The 19,118-nt window shown below is 58.2% G+C and carries 13 protein-coding genes; 1 reads left to right on the top strand and 12 read right to left on the bottom strand.

The window, feature by feature from the left end; translation table 11 throughout:
- Nucleotides 1–9: 9 nt before the first annotated feature.
- A complete protein-coding gene (locus HMPREF9623_RS09200; protein ID WP_009533612.1) occupies nucleotides 10–6,507 on the bottom strand; it encodes an InlB B-repeat-containing protein in 6,498 nt (2,165 codons plus the stop codon).
- A 22-nt stretch (nucleotides 6,508–6,529) separates the two neighbouring features.
- Nucleotides 6,530–8,194, bottom strand: a complete 1,665-nt coding sequence (locus tag HMPREF9623_RS09195) for a hypothetical protein (RefSeq protein WP_009533611.1) — start codon at nucleotides 8,192–8,194, stop codon at nucleotides 6,530–6,532.
- A gap of 413 nt (nucleotides 8,195–8,607) precedes the next feature.
- Here HMPREF9623_RS09195 and HMPREF9623_RS09190 point away from each other — a divergent pair, with 413 nt between their 5' ends.
- Nucleotides 8,608–9,114, top strand: a complete 507-nt coding sequence (locus tag HMPREF9623_RS09190) for a hypothetical protein (protein ID WP_009533610.1) — start codon at nucleotides 8,608–8,610, stop codon at nucleotides 9,112–9,114.
- Nucleotides 9,115–9,268: 154 nt separating this feature from the next.
- Here the strand turns inward: HMPREF9623_RS09190 and HMPREF9623_RS09185 are convergent, their stop codons facing one another.
- From HMPREF9623_RS09185 to acpP, 10 genes are all read right to left on the bottom strand, one after another.
- The gene (locus tag HMPREF9623_RS09185; RefSeq protein ID WP_009533609.1) at nucleotides 9,269–10,156 is read right to left on the bottom strand and encodes a radical SAM protein; all 888 of its coding nucleotides are present in this window, start codon (nucleotides 10,154–10,156) and stop codon (nucleotides 9,269–9,271) included.
- A 107-nt stretch (nucleotides 10,157–10,263) separates the two neighbouring features.
- Nucleotides 10,264–11,946 carry a glutamine--tRNA ligase/YqeY domain fusion protein gene (locus HMPREF9623_RS09180; protein WP_040800354.1) on the bottom strand — a complete coding sequence of 561 codons (1,683 nt, stop codon included), beginning with the start codon at nucleotides 11,944–11,946 and terminating at the stop codon, nucleotides 10,264–10,266.
- A 36-nt stretch (nucleotides 11,947–11,982) separates the two neighbouring features.
- Nucleotides 11,983–12,705, bottom strand: coding sequence for a hypothetical protein (locus HMPREF9623_RS09175; RefSeq protein ID WP_009533607.1), 723 nt, complete (start codon nucleotides 12,703–12,705; stop codon nucleotides 11,983–11,985).
- An 11-nt stretch (nucleotides 12,706–12,716) separates the two neighbouring features.
- A complete protein-coding gene (locus HMPREF9623_RS09170) occupies nucleotides 12,717–14,531 on the bottom strand; it encodes an acetyl-CoA carboxylase carboxyltransferase subunit alpha (protein WP_009533606.1) in 1,815 nt (604 codons plus the stop codon).
- Between the two features lie 9 nt (nucleotides 14,532–14,540).
- Nucleotides 14,541–14,975, bottom strand: a complete 435-nt coding sequence (gene fabZ, locus HMPREF9623_RS09165) for a 3-hydroxyacyl-ACP dehydratase FabZ (protein ID WP_009533605.1) — start codon at nucleotides 14,973–14,975, stop codon at nucleotides 14,541–14,543.
- A 1-nt stretch (nucleotide 14,976) separates the two neighbouring features.
- Entirely contained in the window at nucleotides 14,977–16,218 is a 1,242-nt protein-coding gene (fabF, locus tag HMPREF9623_RS09160; RefSeq protein ID WP_009533604.1) for a beta-ketoacyl-ACP synthase II, read from the bottom strand.
- Nucleotides 16,219–16,274: 56 nt separating this feature from the next.
- Complete coding sequence (gene fabG, locus HMPREF9623_RS09155; protein ID WP_009533603.1) at nucleotides 16,275–17,021, bottom strand: 3-oxoacyl-[acyl-carrier-protein] reductase; 747 nt, start codon at nucleotides 17,019–17,021, stop codon at nucleotides 16,275–16,277.
- On the bottom strand, nucleotides 17,018–17,923 hold the full coding sequence (gene fabD / locus HMPREF9623_RS09150) for an ACP S-malonyltransferase (RefSeq protein WP_009533602.1): 906 nt from the start codon (nucleotides 17,921–17,923) through the stop codon (nucleotides 17,018–17,020). The genes fabG and fabD overlap by 4 nt, the downstream gene beginning before the upstream one ends.
- Complete coding sequence (fabK, locus tag HMPREF9623_RS09145; protein WP_009533601.1) at nucleotides 17,916–18,854, bottom strand: enoyl-[acyl-carrier-protein] reductase FabK; 939 nt, start codon at nucleotides 18,852–18,854, stop codon at nucleotides 17,916–17,918. The genes fabD and fabK overlap by 8 nt, the downstream gene beginning before the upstream one ends.
- Nucleotides 18,851–19,084 (bottom strand): acyl carrier protein, encoded by a 234-nt coding sequence (acpP, locus tag HMPREF9623_RS09140; RefSeq protein WP_009533600.1) that lies wholly within the window; start codon nucleotides 19,082–19,084, stop codon nucleotides 18,851–18,853. Before acpP ends, fabK begins: the two co-directional genes overlap by 4 nt.
- Between the last annotated feature and the right edge of the window lie 34 nt (nucleotides 19,085–19,118).

The raw sequence follows: 19,118 nt of genomic DNA, 5'->3' as shown, positions 1-19,118 counted from the left end.
TATTCCTCCTCAGTGAATCCACGCACCGTTTGCGTCAACGCGGTAACCATCCGGCGTCGTCTCATTCTGGTACATGGAACCCATAGGTCTCACAGTGGAGCTTGCCCTGTAGAACCAGCTCTCATTCACCGCATCGTACTCATAGGTAGCCTGCGAAGTGGTCGGCGCGAAGTAATACCACTTGCCGCCAATCTCCTGCCAGCCGCTCTGCATGATGCCGGTCGCCGGATCCAGATAATACCAGTGCTTATCCGCCTCATCGCAGTGCCAGCCGGTCTTCATCTTGCCAAGCCAACCGTCGTGCTCGGTGTTGCAGTAGTACCAGTTCAGCTTCTCGTCGAGGAACCAGCCAAAGTCCATAATGCCGTGCGAGTTGAAGTGGTACCAGCCGTTCTTATTGACATCGCCATTTGCGTAGTCAAGCTTTGCCCAGCGGCTCACCAGACGGATGCCGCCGTTCAGCGTGAAGATCCACTCCGAGTGCTCGGGGTTAATGAGCTCCCAGTTGCCGTTGGTGCCGACCGTGTAGCCCTTCTCATAGTCCGCGACAAAGCCTTCCTTGCCGCTGAGACTCGGACCGCCTGCCGTGCTGAAACTGAGGGCGCCGCTGCCGCCGTGACTGCTGCGGCCACCGCCGCCACCGCCGCTTCCGCTGCGACCGCCGTTGCCGCGACCACCGCCGCCGCCGCTTGCGCCGCCGGACAGGTTGTCATCGGTTATCTTGTTGTAGTGGTTGTAGCGCGGATTCAGCGTATTGTCATAGCGCTTCATCACATCCAGCAGATCATCGAGTGCCTGCTGCAGCTCTGCTGCGGTTGCTCTCGGGCTGGTCCGCTCAAGGACTGCAATGGCGTCATTGATGCCGGTGTGCTCGCCCGGAACGCCGTTGATCAGCGCCGCGGTCTCTTTCCGCTTCAGGAAGAAGTCGTCCGCGAGCTTCAATGCCTTCTTGATGGCATCCTCGAGGCCGTTTCTCGTGTCATCAACGACCTGCCGGTTGTCTTCCCAGTAGCCGTAGACAATGGTGCGCTTCTTAATCGGCGCCGTGTCATCATACTGCTTGAACTTGTCAGCCTTGCGGCTCCAGCCCTTCCAGTCGTATTCCACGCCGGTTGCCGGATCCGTCTGATGCGTCGCCGCGCCGGTCGGCTCGTTATTCGTGACCGTGTTGTACTGCGTCGAGTAGTCGCCGTCGGACGGCGAATCGCCCTTTCTGACCGGGAAGCTGTACTGCGGCCACGGCGCATTGGTGTCTCTGTTGTTGATCCAGGTCACCTTGTATGCCTTCGAGTAGGTCAGATAGTACTTCACGCCCTCTTGTGCGGTGAACTGGAACAGACCGCCGCTCGCGTACGGATCTGCCGGCGTCAGCGTCTCCGGCACATAGTCGTTGACACTTGTGTCATAGCGGAGCAGCTGGTAGTCGAGGTTATTCACATCTTCCTTGTCGAGCTGCACATAGGTGCGGAAGGTCGCATTGGAAGGTGTGGTGCGCTGCACCAGTCTGCCGTTTACATAGCGCTCAATCCTGGTCTCCACTTCCCATGCTGCCGTAAACGCAGACGGATGATTTGCCGCTTCCACTGCCGGGTGGCTCTTTAATGCGTTTGCCACGTTTGCCGGGACGTTCTTCTTGGTGTAGACCACCTTGTAGTCTACGTCCGCGTGGTTCACATTCATCAGCACCTGGTCAGCCGGTGTGGTCAGCTGGTTCTCAAGACCCGGAATTTCATTCGGATCCAGCGCCATTTCGCCCGGATTGCCGCCGCGGATCTCATCCGTGACCGGCGCGTTGCCATTCAGGTTGCGGTTATAGTAAGCGGTCAGGACCACGTTGGTATCCGGCATCGTGAACGTCAAAGTGGTGTTCGTGACCAGACCCGTAATGCCCGGAATCACACCGGTCGTCACTCTCCAGCCCTTGAAGGTCTCGCCCGCGCTGTTTGTCGCAGGTGCGGTGAGCACCACAGGCTCGTCCTTATGCGCCTCATCGAAATAAGCCGCATTGATTGCGTTGCCGTTTACAGTGTCAATCTGGCTCTCTCCGTCCGTCGTCGTGATGCTGAACTTCGGAATATCAATCTCGCCGCCCGGATCCATGACGACTTCTGTGCCGTCCGGAAGCTTGCTGAGCGGGGTAATGTCATTTCTGCCGTGCGGTCTCGCGACCACCGTGTACTTCTTGTTCGCAGTGAGACCCGTGAACTTGATTCTGCCCGGCGTTCCTGCCTGCCAGCCGTCCGCCTGGGTCTCAGGCGTCGTCACGACATTGCCGTTTTCGTCGATCAGCGCATAATCCGCGTCCTTATCGGACGGGTCAATCGTGAAATCAACCTTGGTCTCATCGTCCGGGTTATAGGTGATCTGCTTGTTCGTGTCGACTGCCGGCACGTGTGCGGGACTCGGCGCACTGATCGGTGCCGGAACATTCGAAATGTCGTCGCCGACCTGAGCCGTGTTATCGCCCTCTGCCTCATAGACCTGATAGGTCGTGCCGGGCGTCAGGTTGTTAAAGTAGGTTCTGCCAGCCACGCTGCCGTCGCCGACTCCCACGACCTTACCGTCGGGATCCACGACAATGTACTTATAGCCCGGCTTCGTGTTGTAGGCCGTCACAACGCCCTTGCCCTGGGTGTCAAGACTGCCGCCCGCATCCACCGGGTGCACAGGAAGACCGAAGACCGCCGGATCCGGTGTAAACTTGACCAAATAGGTCTCGCCATTCTGAATTGCATCGCCCGCGTTCATCGCAGTGCCGTTATGGAACCAGCCCTTGTAGAGGTAGTTGACCTCGCCAGTGTAACTGGTCGCCGCAGGCTCAACCTGTCCCCAGGTCTTCTCTTTCCAAGTGTGTAGCGTGGTCGGAACACCCGCGTTCCAGGTTACATGGCCGTCAAACGGTCCGAAGTTGATATCAACCCACCAAGCCGGATCTTCCTTAAATGCCGCGACCAGATTCTCGCCGCCCTGGAAGCGATCCGTATCCTGGAGGAGATGCTCACCGCCATCCATCACGCGGTTGTTGTTCGTATCCACGAACCAGCCGTCCAGCATATAATGATGATCGTTCGCAGTGACGATCGGAAGCAGGCGCTTTGCCTTCAGATCTGCATACGTATAGCCTTGCCCTGCGCCGTTGTCCTTCAGCACACTCACCTTGAAGGAGTTGGTGCCGTTTGCCTGAACATCCGGCGAAACCTGCTTGGTCGGATCATCTGCCGGTGCCATGTTGTCGGAGCTCAGGATTCCGAGCTCAGTGCCGCCGACAACATCCTTACCGCTGTAGAACTGGATATTGCTCCAAGCGCTCGCATCTCTCGTGTAGCTATACGTGAGCTTCAGGTCACCAGTCGGCATCTTTGCCTTGTAGTGCTTGGTCGCCGGGTTGAACGTTGTCGTCTCGCCTGCAACCGGAACACCAGTCGGGCTGTCTGCATGCGTACTGAAAATGTAACCGTAGCTCTGCGGCATCGTGAGCGCATCGCCCTCAACTGTATCATCCGTCGCATGTCCCACAACGCTCGCCGGAACAATGTTCTTCAGGAGGCTGTCTGCCGTTCCAAGATCCTCGTGTGCAACCGTGAATTCCTGACCGGTTCCAGCGCCTGTATAGTAATAGGTAATCTCGACATCCTGGTTCGGCATCACGCCGTTGTAGTTGCCAAGCGCGTCCGCACTGCCGGTCAAAGCAGATGTGAGCGGCAGCGGATCGGTACTGTTTGCCACATTGCCCGTATTCACGACCATGTGATCAAAGCTGTAGCCAAAGCTGCTAACCGGATGAATCACAACCGGATCCTCCGGATGCACCATGCTTGTCGTAGACGCTGCCACTACAGTGCCGGAAGCTGTCACATGATTCACCTTTAACTGGAAGCCCGGATGCGCGGGATCAACGCGGTAGCGCCAGGTAACACCCGCATCCTGTCCCGGGAAGCGTCCCGCAAAGTTTCCGTACGTCGCGCTGCCGGACACATTGTCAAAGGCACCAAACGGCGCCGGTGAAGCCTGATCGCTGAACTGATAGGTCGCCGGGTTCATAAAGGAATCCACCGGTGCCCAGACATAGCCCGGAACCACCTTGCGGTTGCCAAACAGCGGGTCTTCCACCGAGAAGCCGCTTGCCGACGGGGTCGTTGTAGTCTGGAACACAATGCTTCCATCGTGATTCTCATAGGAAGTTGTATACGCAAACTTGATGCTGTGGTTCACCGAATACATTGCATCGTAAGTCTCCGGTGTCGCCGGGAACGTCGTGGGAATCGGCACTGCAACCGCCGGGCTCACGCCTCTCTTGTTCCAGCCGAGGAAGTTATAACCGTACTTTGTGACCGTCGGTGAGAGTGCATTGGTCGGGTCTCCTGCGAGACCGCTGAGCTGCGCCGGTGTCGGCGTACCGCCCTTTGCGTCAAAGGTAATGGTGCTGTTGTCTCTCACATAGTGATAGGTCACAATGATGTTCTGCTTCGGCATGCTGCCGGTAACTTTGCCGAAGTTCGGACTGCTCGCCGTGCTGTCTGCCGTGAGCTTTGCCGTTGCCGGCGGTGTCACCGCCTCGTCGGTGTCAACGCTGGACAAGCGATAAGAAGGCGGCGTCACGGTGGGAGCGCCCTCGTTGACCGCATCACCCGCCGCAAAGTTCTTCGCCGCACGGTTCTCTGCGCCGGTCACATTGTCGCCGTTCGCGTCCACATACTTAAAACTCATCGTGTAGCCGGCTCTCCGAAGCGCCGCATTGTTTGTTGCGGTCACCGAATCTGCAACCGAGAGACCGTACTTATCAGCCTGGTCTGCCGAGAAGAAATTGCTGAACGGCATCACGCTGCTCGGCGTCACGCCGCTGCCCGGCTCTGCGAAGTTCTTCTCCTGCGCCGCAGTCGGTGTTCCGACGCCATTAAATGCAGTTGGCAGGTTATCGCTCTTCACCGAGACACCGATGCTGGAGCCTGCAATGCTCTGCATCACGGAGAGCTTTTTGCCTGCCGCAACAAATACATTGCTCGGCTTGTTCTCGCCGTCTGTGTTGCCGGTTACCTGAATATTGGAAGCGCCACCGCTCAGCTTGCCGCCCGCAAGCTTAAAGCTACCGCTCTCAAAGTTGATGGCGCCGCGTCCGCCGGTCGCGGACTCATTGCCGCTGACCTTTGATCCGTCCTCCATCTGGAGCGTTCCACCCTTGATGTCAATAGCCGCGCCCTTGTCGTTGGCAGAGATCTTTGCATTCTGCACCGCTGCCTGATCGCCGAGGCGCAGGGTACCTGCCCCCACGGAAATCAGCGGTTCTGTGCGGGTCACGCTCGCCTTGTTGCCGGACAGAGTTAACTTCTCAATCGTGTACTTTCCGCTGCCGGTCTGCTTGAACAACGGCGCACCCGCGTTCGCTGCCGTAATCGTTTCAATTCCGCTGTATGGAGTCGCACCCGGACCGTACTCGTAGTCCGTTGTCGAAATCACGACATCCGTGTTGCCGCCGCCGTTCAAATTCACAGGCGCGCCATCGTAATGAATAATGTAAATATATCCCTTCTTGCCTGCGAGCTTATCGACCGCATGCTGCACGGTCGCAAACGGCGACTGATAGGTGCCCTCATTAGAATCGCTGCCATGGCCCGGTCTGTCATCTACATAGTAAGACGTCGCCTTGATCAGAAAAGCAACTCTCCGGTGCACCGTCTCATACGGGTGCAGGTCAATCTGCCAGGAATACGAAACGCCGGAGTCGATGTTGTTCGTCTGTGTATCCGTATTTCCGGTAAACATATAGGTCCAGTACTGGCTATAAACGCCCACATAGCGCGCATCCGGAGGGGTCAGACTCAAGCTGGTTCCCACATCATTGGTCAGCAGGTCAAACGTCTGCTTTGTCGATCGGTTCACCATGTGGAAGCCCGCATTTGTCTTATAGCAGGTCGCATAGTCGTCGCCGTTAATCATGCTGTCGGCGCCGGTGCCCATCCAGAACCGCCCGGTCGTATTGGTCGTATTGTGAAGATAGTAGTCCACGATAATGCTGCGGTTATCCGGTCCCGGCGAGACCCGCATGCGGTACTCAACTCCCAGATTGGTATCCGTCACGACATCGCCATTATGCGCCGGGCTGGGTTTCATCGCCTTATAGCCGCTCAGGCCAAAATAGCTACTTGCCTGGGGCGCCGATGCACTGGGGTTATCCGCCTTGACAACCCAAGACGCATAGCCAGCATGACTCCATGTTGTCTGAATACCGCCGGTCGCGTAATTCGTCTGCCCCGTATCCAGACCGTGGATGTCAAAACGCATTGTTGATATGCCATCGCCCTCGGACGATGCACCTGTCACCGGGCCAATCCACTGGAAGGCTGTCGCCTCCGTGGCGCCGTTGTCACTTCCACCCGGCTGCAACTCCGTCGCATACGCATTTCTCACGCCCAGCCCGCTGACTGCGAGGCCAAAGACCATGAGGAAGGCGAGGAGTTGCGCAAGGGCTCTCCGAAGGATGCCGCGGAGAGAATTCTTGTAGCTACTCATATCTTTCTGTCACGCTCCCTTCTTAGTTCGGATCTGCGATAAAGAGTGCCAGGTCATCCGGCACATCGTTCTTCGTCACAGTCGTGTTCGGGCCGGCAATCAGGCCGCGCGCGAAGTGGTCGCGCTCGCTTCTGTCGTAGTGATAGAAGCCCGCACCCGCACTGCCGCTGTTTCTCCAGCGCGGTGCGTCCTCGTCGCCGGAGAAGCCGATGAACTGGCCGTTGTAGACCAGAATGTAGCCCTCACCGGTGTTCAGCACACGTCTGCCGCTCACAATCTTGCCGTTCTTGTCGACGACAAAGAAACGGTACTGCGGCGTGCTAAGCGTGCCGATATTCTGGATGACAATGCCGTAGCCTGCATCTTCCGGTGCATCCAGGCGAAGGCCGTTGATGTAGAACTTGTTGTCCTTCTTCTGGAGATAGTTGCGGCTACCGTAAGCCTTGCCGCTCGGTGCGAACGCAAAGGTTCTCGGGCCGTCCGCGAGTTCCACCGTGATTTCCTTGCCTGCCTGCATGGAGCCGTCGTTCATCTCATCCGGCGAGAAGAGGTACAGATCCGCCTTCTCGATGCCGTACATATTGCCCTCGATGAAGTCCTTTGCGCTCCAGGCATCCACATCGTACTGCGCGACAAATTCGCTCTTCGCGCGGTCAAAGAGGACAAAGCCCGTCTTCATGCGGCCGATGCCGTCGAATGCATACTCGCGGCCGCCGACCTTCAGAATCTTATTGCGGTACGCTCTGCCCTTAGAGTCGGTTCTCCACCAGGAGCTCTCGAGATCCAGGTTCGCATTCTCATCGAGGTTTGCCGACGGATACATCCAGAGCCACTTGTTCTTCATCAGCGGGCCGCCGTCGTAACCGTCGTAGTAGCGCACGCGCTCATCGGCGGTCGGGTTGGAGCGAACCGCGTTCGAGATACTTGCGACCTTGTCCCACCACTCGATCATGACGCCCTTCTCATCGAAGCCGTAGGTCGCGCCGTTGATGTCGCGCTGGAACGGCTGCTCGCCCGCGCGACTCCGGTACTTCTTCGAGTCCGCCCCGAAGTAGAACCACATCTTCTCGTAGTCCTCGTAGCTGCGACCTGTCACCTCACTCGTGAGGTGGGAACCCCAGTCGTAGTAGAGCCAGCGGTTCGTGTAGAGCGCACCGTCCGCATCCGCGTAGTAGCGCGCGTTGACAAACGGATCCTCGTCGCTGAGGACATTGCCCTCCTCGTCGATCCAGCCGGTCAGCATGTTGCCGTTCTCATCGAACGCATAGTACTGGCCGTCGATTTCCTTGCGGAAACCCTTGCCCTTCGCGCGATAGCCCTTGCCGTCGGCACCGAAGTAGTGCCAACCGCCGTCGCCGTAATTGCTGTCGGGATCGCTCTCGTGGTCAATGAAGACCCAGGCATTTTTTGCCATGCGGCCGTCCTGGTCGACATAGTAGTCCGACCCGCCGTAGGAGAAAATGCGGTTCTTCAGAAGAACTCCGGAGTCGCCAAGGTAGAACCAATCTTCCTTCGACTTCTTGAAGGCATTGGTCACCGGCTGATCCTCCCGGTTCAGGTACTGCCACTCGTCTCCGACTTTGTTCCAGCCCTCAATTGCATAGGCTGTCACGGTCGGAAAGAGGCAAGTAGCAGCTGCCGCCAGCAGAAACGCTCTGGCTGCTTTGACATGTTTCGTTTGTTTCATGTCCCTCCCCTTTCTCTCTGCACTGCCGGGTAAGTCTCTCGACTTTCCCCGCAGAAGGTTGCTGAGCCCCCTTCTGCACATTAATACTTTCTTAATCAATGTATCACGACTGCCTGTTTCTGTCTATAGATGTTCTGACAAGCGGGACTGTTTTTTCGATTTTCGTGATTTTCCCTATTTATTCTCCTAGGCTAACTGTCGTTTTCTCTATGTTTCATCTGAATCTTTCTATTTTACTGGTAGTGTTTCACAATCCCCTGATAGCAGACCTGTCTTATCCACTATTCTCTTTGAAATACAGGTGCCATTTTTTCGTTTTCCCTCTTTTTGTGCCGTTAGGAGCCGCTTACGGCTTTTCTTTTTGGGCATTCTGGCTTACACTACTAGAAAAGATTGAGAGAGGAGTTTTAAGCATGGCTAAATTATTGGGAAGACTTGCGCACCTCGCACTGATCGCGGGCGCTGCGGCGGCAGCTGTCTCCTACTACCGCCAGTACAGTGAGTTCCACCGCGATCTGGACGAAGAATTCCACGACTACGAAGAGGACGGTGAGAGCGATCACGCCCCGCACACCGAGACACCGAACCGGAACTATGTCTCGCTGAACGCAAACCGCGGTGAGTTCACGGCGGCGGCCCAGAACACACTGGAGGCGGCGAAGGGTATGGTCTCGAGTGCTGCGGGCATGTTAAGGGATGTCGGCAACATTCTCGCCGACAACCTGCAGGCGGCTTCCGGCGAGAAAGCAGCGGAAACACAGGCGACGGCAGAGACTGCGACCGAGACCGTGCGTGAGACCGCCGAGGCGGCCGCAGACAGCGCGGCGGAGGAAATCACCTCCGAGAACATTCTCGCGAAGTCCTATGCAGCAGCCGGCAGCAGCGCAAAGCGCGCTACCGAGATCACGGAGGAAGAATAAAACAAACCGCGCCGCAGAGAGGTAAGTACCTCTCTGCGGCGCGGTTTTCTTTTTTTTACATTCCGACCGATCAACCCATGTCAATCCGGCATGGATGAATCACTGCCCGGTTTTGCTCTTGCTTTGTCCCATCACGCTATATTTCCGCTAAACGCTATATGCCCTCTAAATTAAAGTCCGGCAGGAAGCGGCTGCCCTTGCTGTCCGCCTCCTGGATATAGCCGTTCCGGAAACCGCATTGCAAAAAATACGCCTCGGCGCGCGCTCTCTCCCGTCCGGTCAGCGCGCGGTTCAGTTCCGGAAAACGCGTCTTTACAAAGGGCGTATACTGAAACATGAGGCTCACATACTGTTCTGTCCCAAACAGCGCTGCGATGTCATCCAGGACCGCAAAGCTGTTTTTTAAGTGCAGCGGCAGCACGAGATGCCGTATCATCACCCCGCGGACTGCCTTTCCTTCTTTATTTAATGTGAGGTTTCCGCTCTGCCGGTACATCTCCTGCAGCGCCGCCCGCGCAACCGCCGGATAATCCGCCGCACCGGAAAAGCGTGCAGCGAGTGCGCTGTCCGCATACTTATAGTCCGGCAACCAGACATCGACCAGGCCTTCGAGCTCCCGGAGCACTTCGACCCGCTCATAGCCCGAGGTATTGTAGAGCACCGGCACAGTCGGGCGGTAGAGCTCCAGGGCCTTCACGATCTCCGTGACCCAGGGCGTCGGCGTCACGAGGTTTATATTGTTTGCGCCCTTTGCCTCGAGTTCCCGGAAAATATCCGCGAGCCGCACTGCCGTCAGCGCTTTGCCGTAGCGCTCCCGGCTTATTTTATGGTTCTGACAGAAGACGCAGTGCAGATTACAGCCCGAAAAAAAGACAGTGCCGGAGCCCTCGGTGCCGCTGATACAGGGTTCCTCTCCGAAGTGGAGCGCCGCCCTTGCGGCAAGAAGCCGGGCGCTGCATCCGCAGGCACCCGGCTTCTCTTCCCGATTGACACGACAGAGTCTCGGACAGAGCTCACAGGAGCGCAAGTCCAAATCTATCATATATCACTCTTCTTTCCTTCTCAGAAACAGCGGTATGCGCCAAAGTTTCGGCGCAGCAAGCGCTTAAGGCTGCCCGCGCTTTGCTTTTATGCTTGTCTCCTTCCGTCTCAGAGCTTAAAGCTGCTCTTCAGCGAGACAATGCGGTTAAAGACAAGGCTGTCCGGACGGGAATCCTTCGAATCCACGCAGAAGAAGCCGTTTCTCACGAACTGGTAGCTGTCATAGGCCTTGGCGCCGTCAAAGTTCGGCTCCAGTTTGCAATCCTTTAAGATGATGCGGGAATTCGGATTTAAGTTCAGGTTGCCGTTTGCGTCGAGCTTGCCCTTCTCCTCATCGACCAGGTTCTCGTAGAGGCGGCACTCGGCATTGACAGCGGTCGAAGCATTGACCCAGTGAATGGTTCCCTTCACCTTTCTGCCCTCAAAGCCCGTGCCGCTCTTGGTCTCCGGGTCGTAGGTGCAGTGCACGGCGACCACCTTGCCGGTTTCATCTTTGTCGACGCCGACGCACTTCACAAAGTAAGCGCCCATGAGACGCACTTCATTGCCCGGGAACAGGCGGAAGTACTTCTTCGGCGGCTCCTCGCGGAAATCGTCCTCCTCAATCCAGAGCTCTCTGCCGAACGGAATCACGCGACTGCCGAGTTCCGGATTCTCGAGGTTATTCGGCATCACGAGGTCCTCGGTCTGTCCCTCCGGATAGTTGTCGATGATCAGCTTGAGCGGCTTTAACACCGCCATCATCCGCGCACGCGAGAGTTTCAGATCCTCGCGGATGCAGTACTCGAGCATCGCGGAATCCACCGAAGAATTTGCCTTCGATACACCGACCAGCTCCACAAAGCGCTTAATCGACTCCGGCGTATAGCCGCGGCGGCGCAGCGCCGCAATCGAGACCAGGCGCGGATCGTCCCAGCCGTCCACAATGCCGTCCTCAACGAGCTTTTTGATGTAGCGCTTGCCGGTCACGACATTCGTGAGGTAGAGCTTTGCAAATTCAATCTGGCGCGGCGGCTCCTCGAACTCGCACTCGTTCACGACCCAGTCGTAGAGCGGGCGGTGATCCTCAAACTCCAGCGTGCAGATTGAGTGGGTGATGTGCTCGACCGCGTCCTCAATCGGATGTGCGAAGTCGTACATCGGGTAGATGCACCACTTGTCGCCGGTGTTCTGATGGGAGAGGTGCGCAATGCGGTAGATGACCGGGTCCCGCATGTTGATATTCGGAGACGCCATGTCAATCTTTGCGCGGAGCACTTTCTCGCCGTCCGCGTACTTGCCCTCGCGCATCTCCTCAAAGAGCTTTAAGTTCTCCTCGACCGAGCGGTTCCGGTACGGACTCTCCTTGCCGGGCGTGTTGAAGTCGCCGCGGTACTCGCGGATCTGATCCGCGGTCAGATCGCAGACAAAGGCCTTGCCCTTCTTAATCAGCTTGACCGCGCACTCGTACATGGTCTCAAAGTAGTTGGAGGCAAAGAAGATACGGTCGTCAAACTTTGCGCCGAGCCACTCGACATCCGCGCGGATGGACTCGACAAACTCCCACTTCTCCTTGGTCGGATTCGTGTCGTCATAGCGAAGGTTAAAGAGACCGTGATACTCCTCCGCAAGACCGGAATTCAAGAGAATCGACTTTGCGTGCCCGATGTGCAGGTAGCCGTTCGGCTCCGGTGGGAAGCGCGTCTGAACATGCGAATATCTTCCCGATGCCAGATCCTTGTCAATTTCATTCTCGATGAAGTTCTTCTCGCGGCGCTCGCCGCCCGCTGCTTCCTCTGTTGCCGCTTCCATTGCTTTCTTGTCCTCGCTCATGGGGCGTCTCCTCTCTTATTTTGTGACATTCACGGCGCTGAGCTTATAGCCCGCGTCGGTCTTGGTGAAAATCATATTCGGTCTGCCGCCGTTAGCCGAGACGACCAGATTTCCGTCGGCCGCCTTGATTGTTAAGAGATCGGCGTGCAGGACAGATTCACAGAACGCATCGGTGAAAATCTGCTCTGCCGTATACTTCTGCAATAACTCGTCTTTGTTGTCGACCTCATTGCCGGACGCCAGTCCGAGATACAGCGGGTAGGTCGCCATACCGGCGAGCGCGTCCGGATTCTTGTCCCGCACCGCGAGCAGCGCCTGTCCGACCGTGTAGAGCGCATCCTTATCGCCGAGCGCCGTCGCCTCATCGGCCGCGGCGCTGAGCTGAAAAGTTCCGTCCTCGGTCTTGCCGAGCAAGCGTATACCCTCTCCCGGCACGATGCCGTTTGCCAGTCTCGTGAGATCCGGTTTCTCGGCGGCGTCCTCGCCGGTCGCGATATAGATAAGCCCCCGGTCCTTATTCTGCAGCGTGAAGCCGTTCATCGACGCCTCGAGCACCACGCCACTGAGCGTCTCTTCTGCTTCCGCCGCCGTACCGGTCGCCGCGCTCTCTTCGCTCACAGACGCCGTGCCGGGCACCGCGCTGTTTGTCGCTTCTTTGCTCTTTTTCTGTCCGCAACCTGCAAAGAGCAGCAGCGTGGCGGAGAGTAAAAGGAGCGCCATTCCGTTTTCCCGTCGCATGCAGAACCTCCTCAGAACTTCCGGAAGCGCTCGTAGCGCTGGTTTGCGAGTTCCTCGCGGCTCATTGCGCCGTAGCGGCCGATAAAGTCGAGAAGTTCGGGATCCAGTTCCCGCGCGATGTCACGGATGTTTTCAAAGGTCGCCGGTTCTTTCTCCGGAATAATCTTTTCGATGACGCCGAGCTCCAGAAGATCCTTGGAAGTCAGGCGCATATTTTCCGCGGCGCGCTCTGCCTGCTTGCCGTCGCGGTACAGAATCGCGGCAAAGCCCTCCGGTGACAAAATCGAGTAGACCGCGTTCTCCATCATCCAGACTTCGTTTGCCGTCGCGACGCCGAGTGCGCCGCCGCTCGAACCCTCGCCGATGATAATCGAGAGAATCGGGGTCTTCAGCGCCGCCATCTTCTGCAGATTCTCGGCGATTGCCTGCCCCTGGCCTCTCTCTTCCGCGCCGATGCCGCAGTAGGCACCCGGCGTATCCACAAAGCAGATCACGGGGCGCTTGAAGCGCTCGGCCTGCTTCATGAGGCGGAGTGCCTTCCGATAGCCCTCGGGATTCGGCATTGCGAAGTTCCTTCTCTTGTTTTCGAGGAAGTCTCTGCCCTTCTGGATGCCGATCACCGTGACCGGAATGCCGTGGAACGAGGCGATGCCGCCGATTACGGCCTCATCGTCCCCGAAGCAACGATCGCCGTGGAGTTCCATAAAGTCCGGGAACAGGGCGTCGATGTAATCCATCGCGTGCGCTCTGTCCTTTGCGCGGGACAGTTTGACTGTCTCCCAGGCGCTCCGCACCGTGCCCTCGGGCAGGTCCGTGCGCGCTGCTTCGTCGCTCTCATCCTCTCTCTGTCCGAGCGCGAGGCGCTGTAGATTCTGAATGGCCGAGGCCGCCGCCTGGAAAATGCCCGGTGCCTTCTGCGGCTTCACTTCCGCCGCCGTTCCCTCGTTGACATGCTCGGCCGCCTCAAATTCAACAGCTTCCACCGCCTCTTCCGCCGAGAGCTCGGCAGCGCCGCGCACATGGAGGCGCAGAATGTGAGCGAGCACGGCTCTCTGGTCGCGCCGCGGCACAATCGCATCCGTGAAGCCGTGCTTCAACAAAAATTCCGAACGCTGGAAGCCCTCCGGGAGCTTGCCGCCTATGGTCTGCTGAATCACGCGGGCACCCGTAAAGCCGATCAGCGCGCCCGGCTCCGCGAGAATAATGTCGCCGAGCATCGCGTAACTTGCGGTCACGCCGCCCATGGTCGGGTCGGTCAGGACCGAAATGAAGAGTTGGCCGCTCTCCTGCAGTCTGCCGAGCGCCTCCGAGGTCTTGACCATCTGCATGAGGGAGATGATGCCCTCCTGCATTCTCGCGCCGCCCGAGCAGGCGTAGAGAATCACCGGGAGCTTTTCCTCCGCAGCGCGCTCTGCCATGCGCGCAATTTTTTCGCCCAGATTGTGGCCCATCGAGCTCATCAAAAAGCGCGCGTCGCAGACACCGATGGCGACCGGAATCCCGTCGATTGTGATTTTTCCGGTCACGACTGCCTCATTGAGCCCCGTGGTCTCCTTGACTTCCCAGAGCTTCTGCTCGTAGTCCGGGAAATCGAGCGGGTTCACGACCGGGAGTTCCTGATTCCACTCCTCGAAACTGCCGGGATCCGCGAGCAGCTTGATTCTGCGCTTCGCATGAATGCGGACCAGGGTGCCACAGCTCGGGCAGGCAAAGTCATTTGCCCGCACTTCCCGCACGCTGTGCACCGCACCGCACTTTTTGCACTTCCACTGCTTTACTTCCAGTTCTGCTTCCGTCGTATTTCGCTTGAAAAAATCGATGCGCATTTTCCCCTGTCACTTTCCGAGGATAAAGGTGAGTTCTGCTTCCACCGCCTTCTCATCCTCTACGTATGCTGTCGCCTTGCCTTTACCGACAGGCCCCTTCACCTTCTCAATTTCACAGACGAGTCTCAGCCGGTCGCCCGGCACGACTTTCCGCCGAAAGCGCGCGTGATCCACCGCGCCGAAGTAGGCTGTCTTCCCCGCATTTTCTTCCTGCGAGAGAATCGCAACCGCGCCGGTCTGCGCGAGCGCCTCGATAATCAGGACGCCCGGCATGACCGGTTCTTCCGGAAAGTGTCCCCGGAAGTAAGATTCGTCAAAACTCACTGCCTTATAGCCCTCGGCGCGCACGCCGGGCTCCAGTTCCGTGATGCAGTCGACCAGCAAAAACGGATGCCGGTGCGGCAGTATCTTCTCGATTTCTTTGATGCCAAGCTTTACCTGCATGTCACGCCTCGTACTTTCTCATGATGATAGACGCATTGTGACCGCCGAAGCCGAGCGAGTTGCTGAGCGCCGCGCGCACCCGCATGGAGCGCCCCTCGCCCTTCACATAGTCGAGGTCGCACTCGGGATCATCGACCGCGAGCCCCGCAGTCTCGTGGACAAAGTCCTCCTGCACGCTCTTTGCGAGCACCACGGCCTCAACGCCGCCCGCCGCGCCGAGCAGGTGACCGATCATCGACTTCGTGGAGCTGACCGCGAGCTTATCGGCCGCCGCACCGAACGCGCTCCGGATTGCAATCGTCTCCGAGAGATCGTTTAAGTGCGTGGAGGTGCCGTGCGCGTTGATGTAGTCGATGTCCTCCGGCTTGAGCCCAGCGTCGCGGAGCGCAAAGCGCATTGCCTCGGCCGCGCCCGAGCCGTCCTCGAGCGGCGAGGTGATATGGTTTGCGTCACAGGTCGCGCCGTAGCCCGCCATCTCGGCATAAATCTTTGCGCCGCGCTTCAGGGCGTGCTCAAGCTCCTCGAGCACCAGAATGCCCGCGCCCTCGCCGATCACGAAGCCGTTCCGCTCCTTGTCAAACGGAATCGAAGCGCGCTTCGGATCCTCCGAAGTGCTGAGCGCCGTGAGCTGCATGAAGCCCGCCACGCCGATCGGTGTGATGCAGGCTTCCGTGCCGCCCGCGAGCATGATGTCCGCATCGCCGTGCGCAATCGTGCGGAACGCCTCGCCCACATTGTGCGTGCCGGAAGCACAGGCCGTCACAATGTTGATGTTCTTGCCCTTCAGCCCGCACTGGATTGCGACATTGCCCGCCGCCATGTTGCTGATCATCATCGGGACAAACAGCGGATTGACCATGTTCGGCCCCTTGGTGATCATGCGGTTATACTCACGCTCAACCGACTGCAGAGCGCCGATGCCCGAACCGATCGCACAACCGGCCATGTAGGGATCTTCCTTCGTGAGATCCAGGCCGCTGTCCGCAAGCGCCTCCTTTGCCGCCGCGACGGCAAACTGCGAAAAACGCTCCATGCGGCGCGCCGATTTCACGTCCATAAAATCTGCCGCCTTGAAGTCCTTGACTTCGGCGGCAAGTTTCACTTTGAACTTCTCCGTGTCGAACTGGGTGATGCGGTCAATTCCGACCTGTCCCGCTTTCAGCGAGTTCCAAAACGCCTCCGCGCCGATACCGATTGCCGTCACAGCGCCGAGTCCGGTCACAACCACTCTTCTCTTTTCCATGTATTGCGTTCTCCTGCAAAGCCGCGTTGCCTAGTTTCAAAGAACGGCGGAAACTCTTAAATAGAGAGTCCGCCGTCAACGGACAGAACCTGTCCGGTAATATAGGAAGCCTCATCTCCCGCGAGGAAAGCGACGGCTGCTGCCACATCGTCCGCGCTGCCCATGCGTCCCAGCGGAACGCCCGAGAGAATCGCCTCTTTTGACTTGTCACTGAGCACCGCCGTCATGTCGGTGTCAATAAAGCCCGGTGCCACCGCATTGACTGTGATGCCTCTGCTGCCGAGCTCGCGCGCCGCGGTCTTGGTCATTCCGACAAGGCCCGCCTTTGCCGCCGCGTAATTCATCTGTCCCGCGTTGCCGTGAAGCCCCGAGTAGGAGGAAATGTTGACAATGCGGCCGCTCTTTTGGCGAAGCATCTTCTTTGCCGCCTGCTGCATGCAGAAATAAGCGCCGTAGAGATTGGTCTTTAAGACCTCGTCGAACTGCGCCTCCTTCATGCCGATCAGAAGACCGTCGCGGGTGATGCCGGCATTGTTCACGAGAATGTCAATCCGGTTTTCTTTCGATAGCACTTCCTCGAACATGCGGAGCACATCCGCTTCCTCGCTCACATTCGCCTGAATCAAAAATGCCTTGCCGCCCGCAGCCTCGATCTCTGCGCGCACTTCCTCGGCCTTTGCCTCGGAGCCATTGTAGTTTAACGCCACCACAGCGCCGAGAGAGGCGAGGCGCACGGCAATGGCTCTGCCGATGCCGCGCGATGCGCCGGTGACCAGCGCTACCTTACCGCTCAAATCGCTCATAACTTAGCCAGATCCTCCATGGTCTCAATGTTCACGACCGTTGCCGCTCTGTCAATCTTCTTCACAAAGCCCGCGAGCGTCTTGCCGGGACCCAGCTCATAGAAGGTATCCACGCCCGCTGCGAGCATATTGCGGATGCTCTGCTCAAAGCGCACCGAACTGTAGACCTGTTCGGTCAACAGCTCTCTGACCTTCGCCGCATCCTCGACCTTGTCGCCGGTCACATTCGCGTAGTACGGAATGCGAAGCGGATGAATTTCTGTCTCCGCAAGCACCTTGCCGAGCTCCTCACCGGCTTCTCTGAGTAGGCCGGAGTGGAAGGGACCGCTCACGTTCAGCATGAGCACGCGCTTCACGCCTCTCGCCTTGAGAGCCTCCGCCGCTGCCTCGACCGCCTCTTTCTTGCCCGAAATGACAATCTGCCCCGGACAGTTGTAATTGGCAATCCAGACTTCCGGAATGTCCGAAAGTGTCTCCTCAATCAGCGCCGCCTCCGCGCCGAGCACCGCCGCCATTGCGCCGATACCAGCCGGAACCGCTGCTTCCATGAGTTCGCCGCGCCGCGCAACCACGCGAATCGCATCCCGTTCCGAGAGCGCGCCCGCAGCGAAGAGTGCCTCGTACTCGCCGAGACTTAAGCCTGCCGCCGTGTCCGGCGTAAGACCGTGCTTTTCAACCACTTTCAGAATCGCAATGCCGGTCGTGACCATCGCAGGCTGGGTGTACTGCGTCAAATTCAGCTTCTCGTTTTCTTCAAAACAGAGCGCCTTCATATCGTAGCCGAGAATCTCCGAGGCCTCCTCGAAGACCGCGCGCGCATCGGCATCGGCCTCGTAAAAACTCTGCCCCATACCGATTTTCTGTGCGCCCTGTCCCGGAAACAAAAATGCCTTCTTAGACAAAGTCCGCCGCCTTTCTCGCGAGCTCATGACACTCGCGCATCATGTCCTCAATAATCTCCCGACAGGGCTTGATGTCCTGAATGAGACCCGCAATCTGTCCTGCCATGACCGTGCCGCGAATTACATCGCCCTCCTGCACGGCCTTCCGAAGCGAACCCAGAGTCAGGTACTCGAGCTCTTCAAAGCTCTTGCCCTCTGCCTCGAGGCGCGTGTACTCGCGCGTCATGTCGTTCCGGAGACTGCGCACCGGGTGACCGTAGGTTCTGCCCGTCACTGTGCTGTCGATATCCTTCGCCTTCACAATGCGGTTCTTATAGGCCTCGCTCACGACTGCCTCGGTGCTCGCGACAAAGCGCGTGCCGATCTGCACGCCCGATGCACCGAGCATGAAAGCCGCCATCATTCCTCTGCCGTCGGCAATACCGCCCGCACCGATGACCGGAATCTTCACGGCGTCCACGACCTGCGGGAGCAGGGTCATCGTGGTCGCCTCACCGATGTGACCGCCGGACTCCGTGCCCTCCGCGACCACGGCATCCGCGCCGAGGCGCTCCATGATTCGTGCCTGCGCGACCGAAGCAACCACCGGAATGACTTTGATGCCCGCCTTTTTCCAGTCTTCCATGTACTTGCTCGGCATACCGGCGCCGGTCGTCACAACCTTGACGCCCTCTTCAATCACAACGCGCGCGACATCGTCCGCGTGGGGCGACATCAACATGACATTGACGCCGACCGGTGCGTCCGTGAGGCGCTTTGCGTCTCGGAGCATATCGCGAATCACTTCTCCGGGCGCGCTCGCACCGCCGATGAGGCCGAGGCCGCCGGCCTCACTCACCGCCGCCGCGAGATGCTGCTCGGCGACCCACGCCATCCCACCCTGAATGATGGGATAGCGTATGCCGAGGAGCTCTGTCACTCTTGTGTTCATTCCTCGACGCCCTTGTCCTTCAGGTACTTCATGACATCGCCGACCGTGTTGAGCTTCTCAAGATCCTCGCTCGGAATCTCAACCTTGAACTCATCCTCCATTGCCATGACGAGCTGGAACAGATCCAGAGAATCCGCGCCGAGATCGTCTTTGAAGGAAGTCTCCTCGGTGATGCTGTTCTCGTCTGCGCTGAGCTGCTCTGCGATCATCTGCTTTACCTTTTCAAACATGTTATTCTCCTTTGTTGGGACAAGTTAATTGACA

This window comes from Stomatobaculum longum, assembly GCA_000242235.1.
Lineage (GTDB): Bacteria > Bacillota > Clostridia > Lachnospirales > Lachnospiraceae > Moryella > Moryella longum.
Note: the sequence above shows the minus strand (reverse complement) of the source record. Positions and strands in the feature narration are given on the sequence as shown.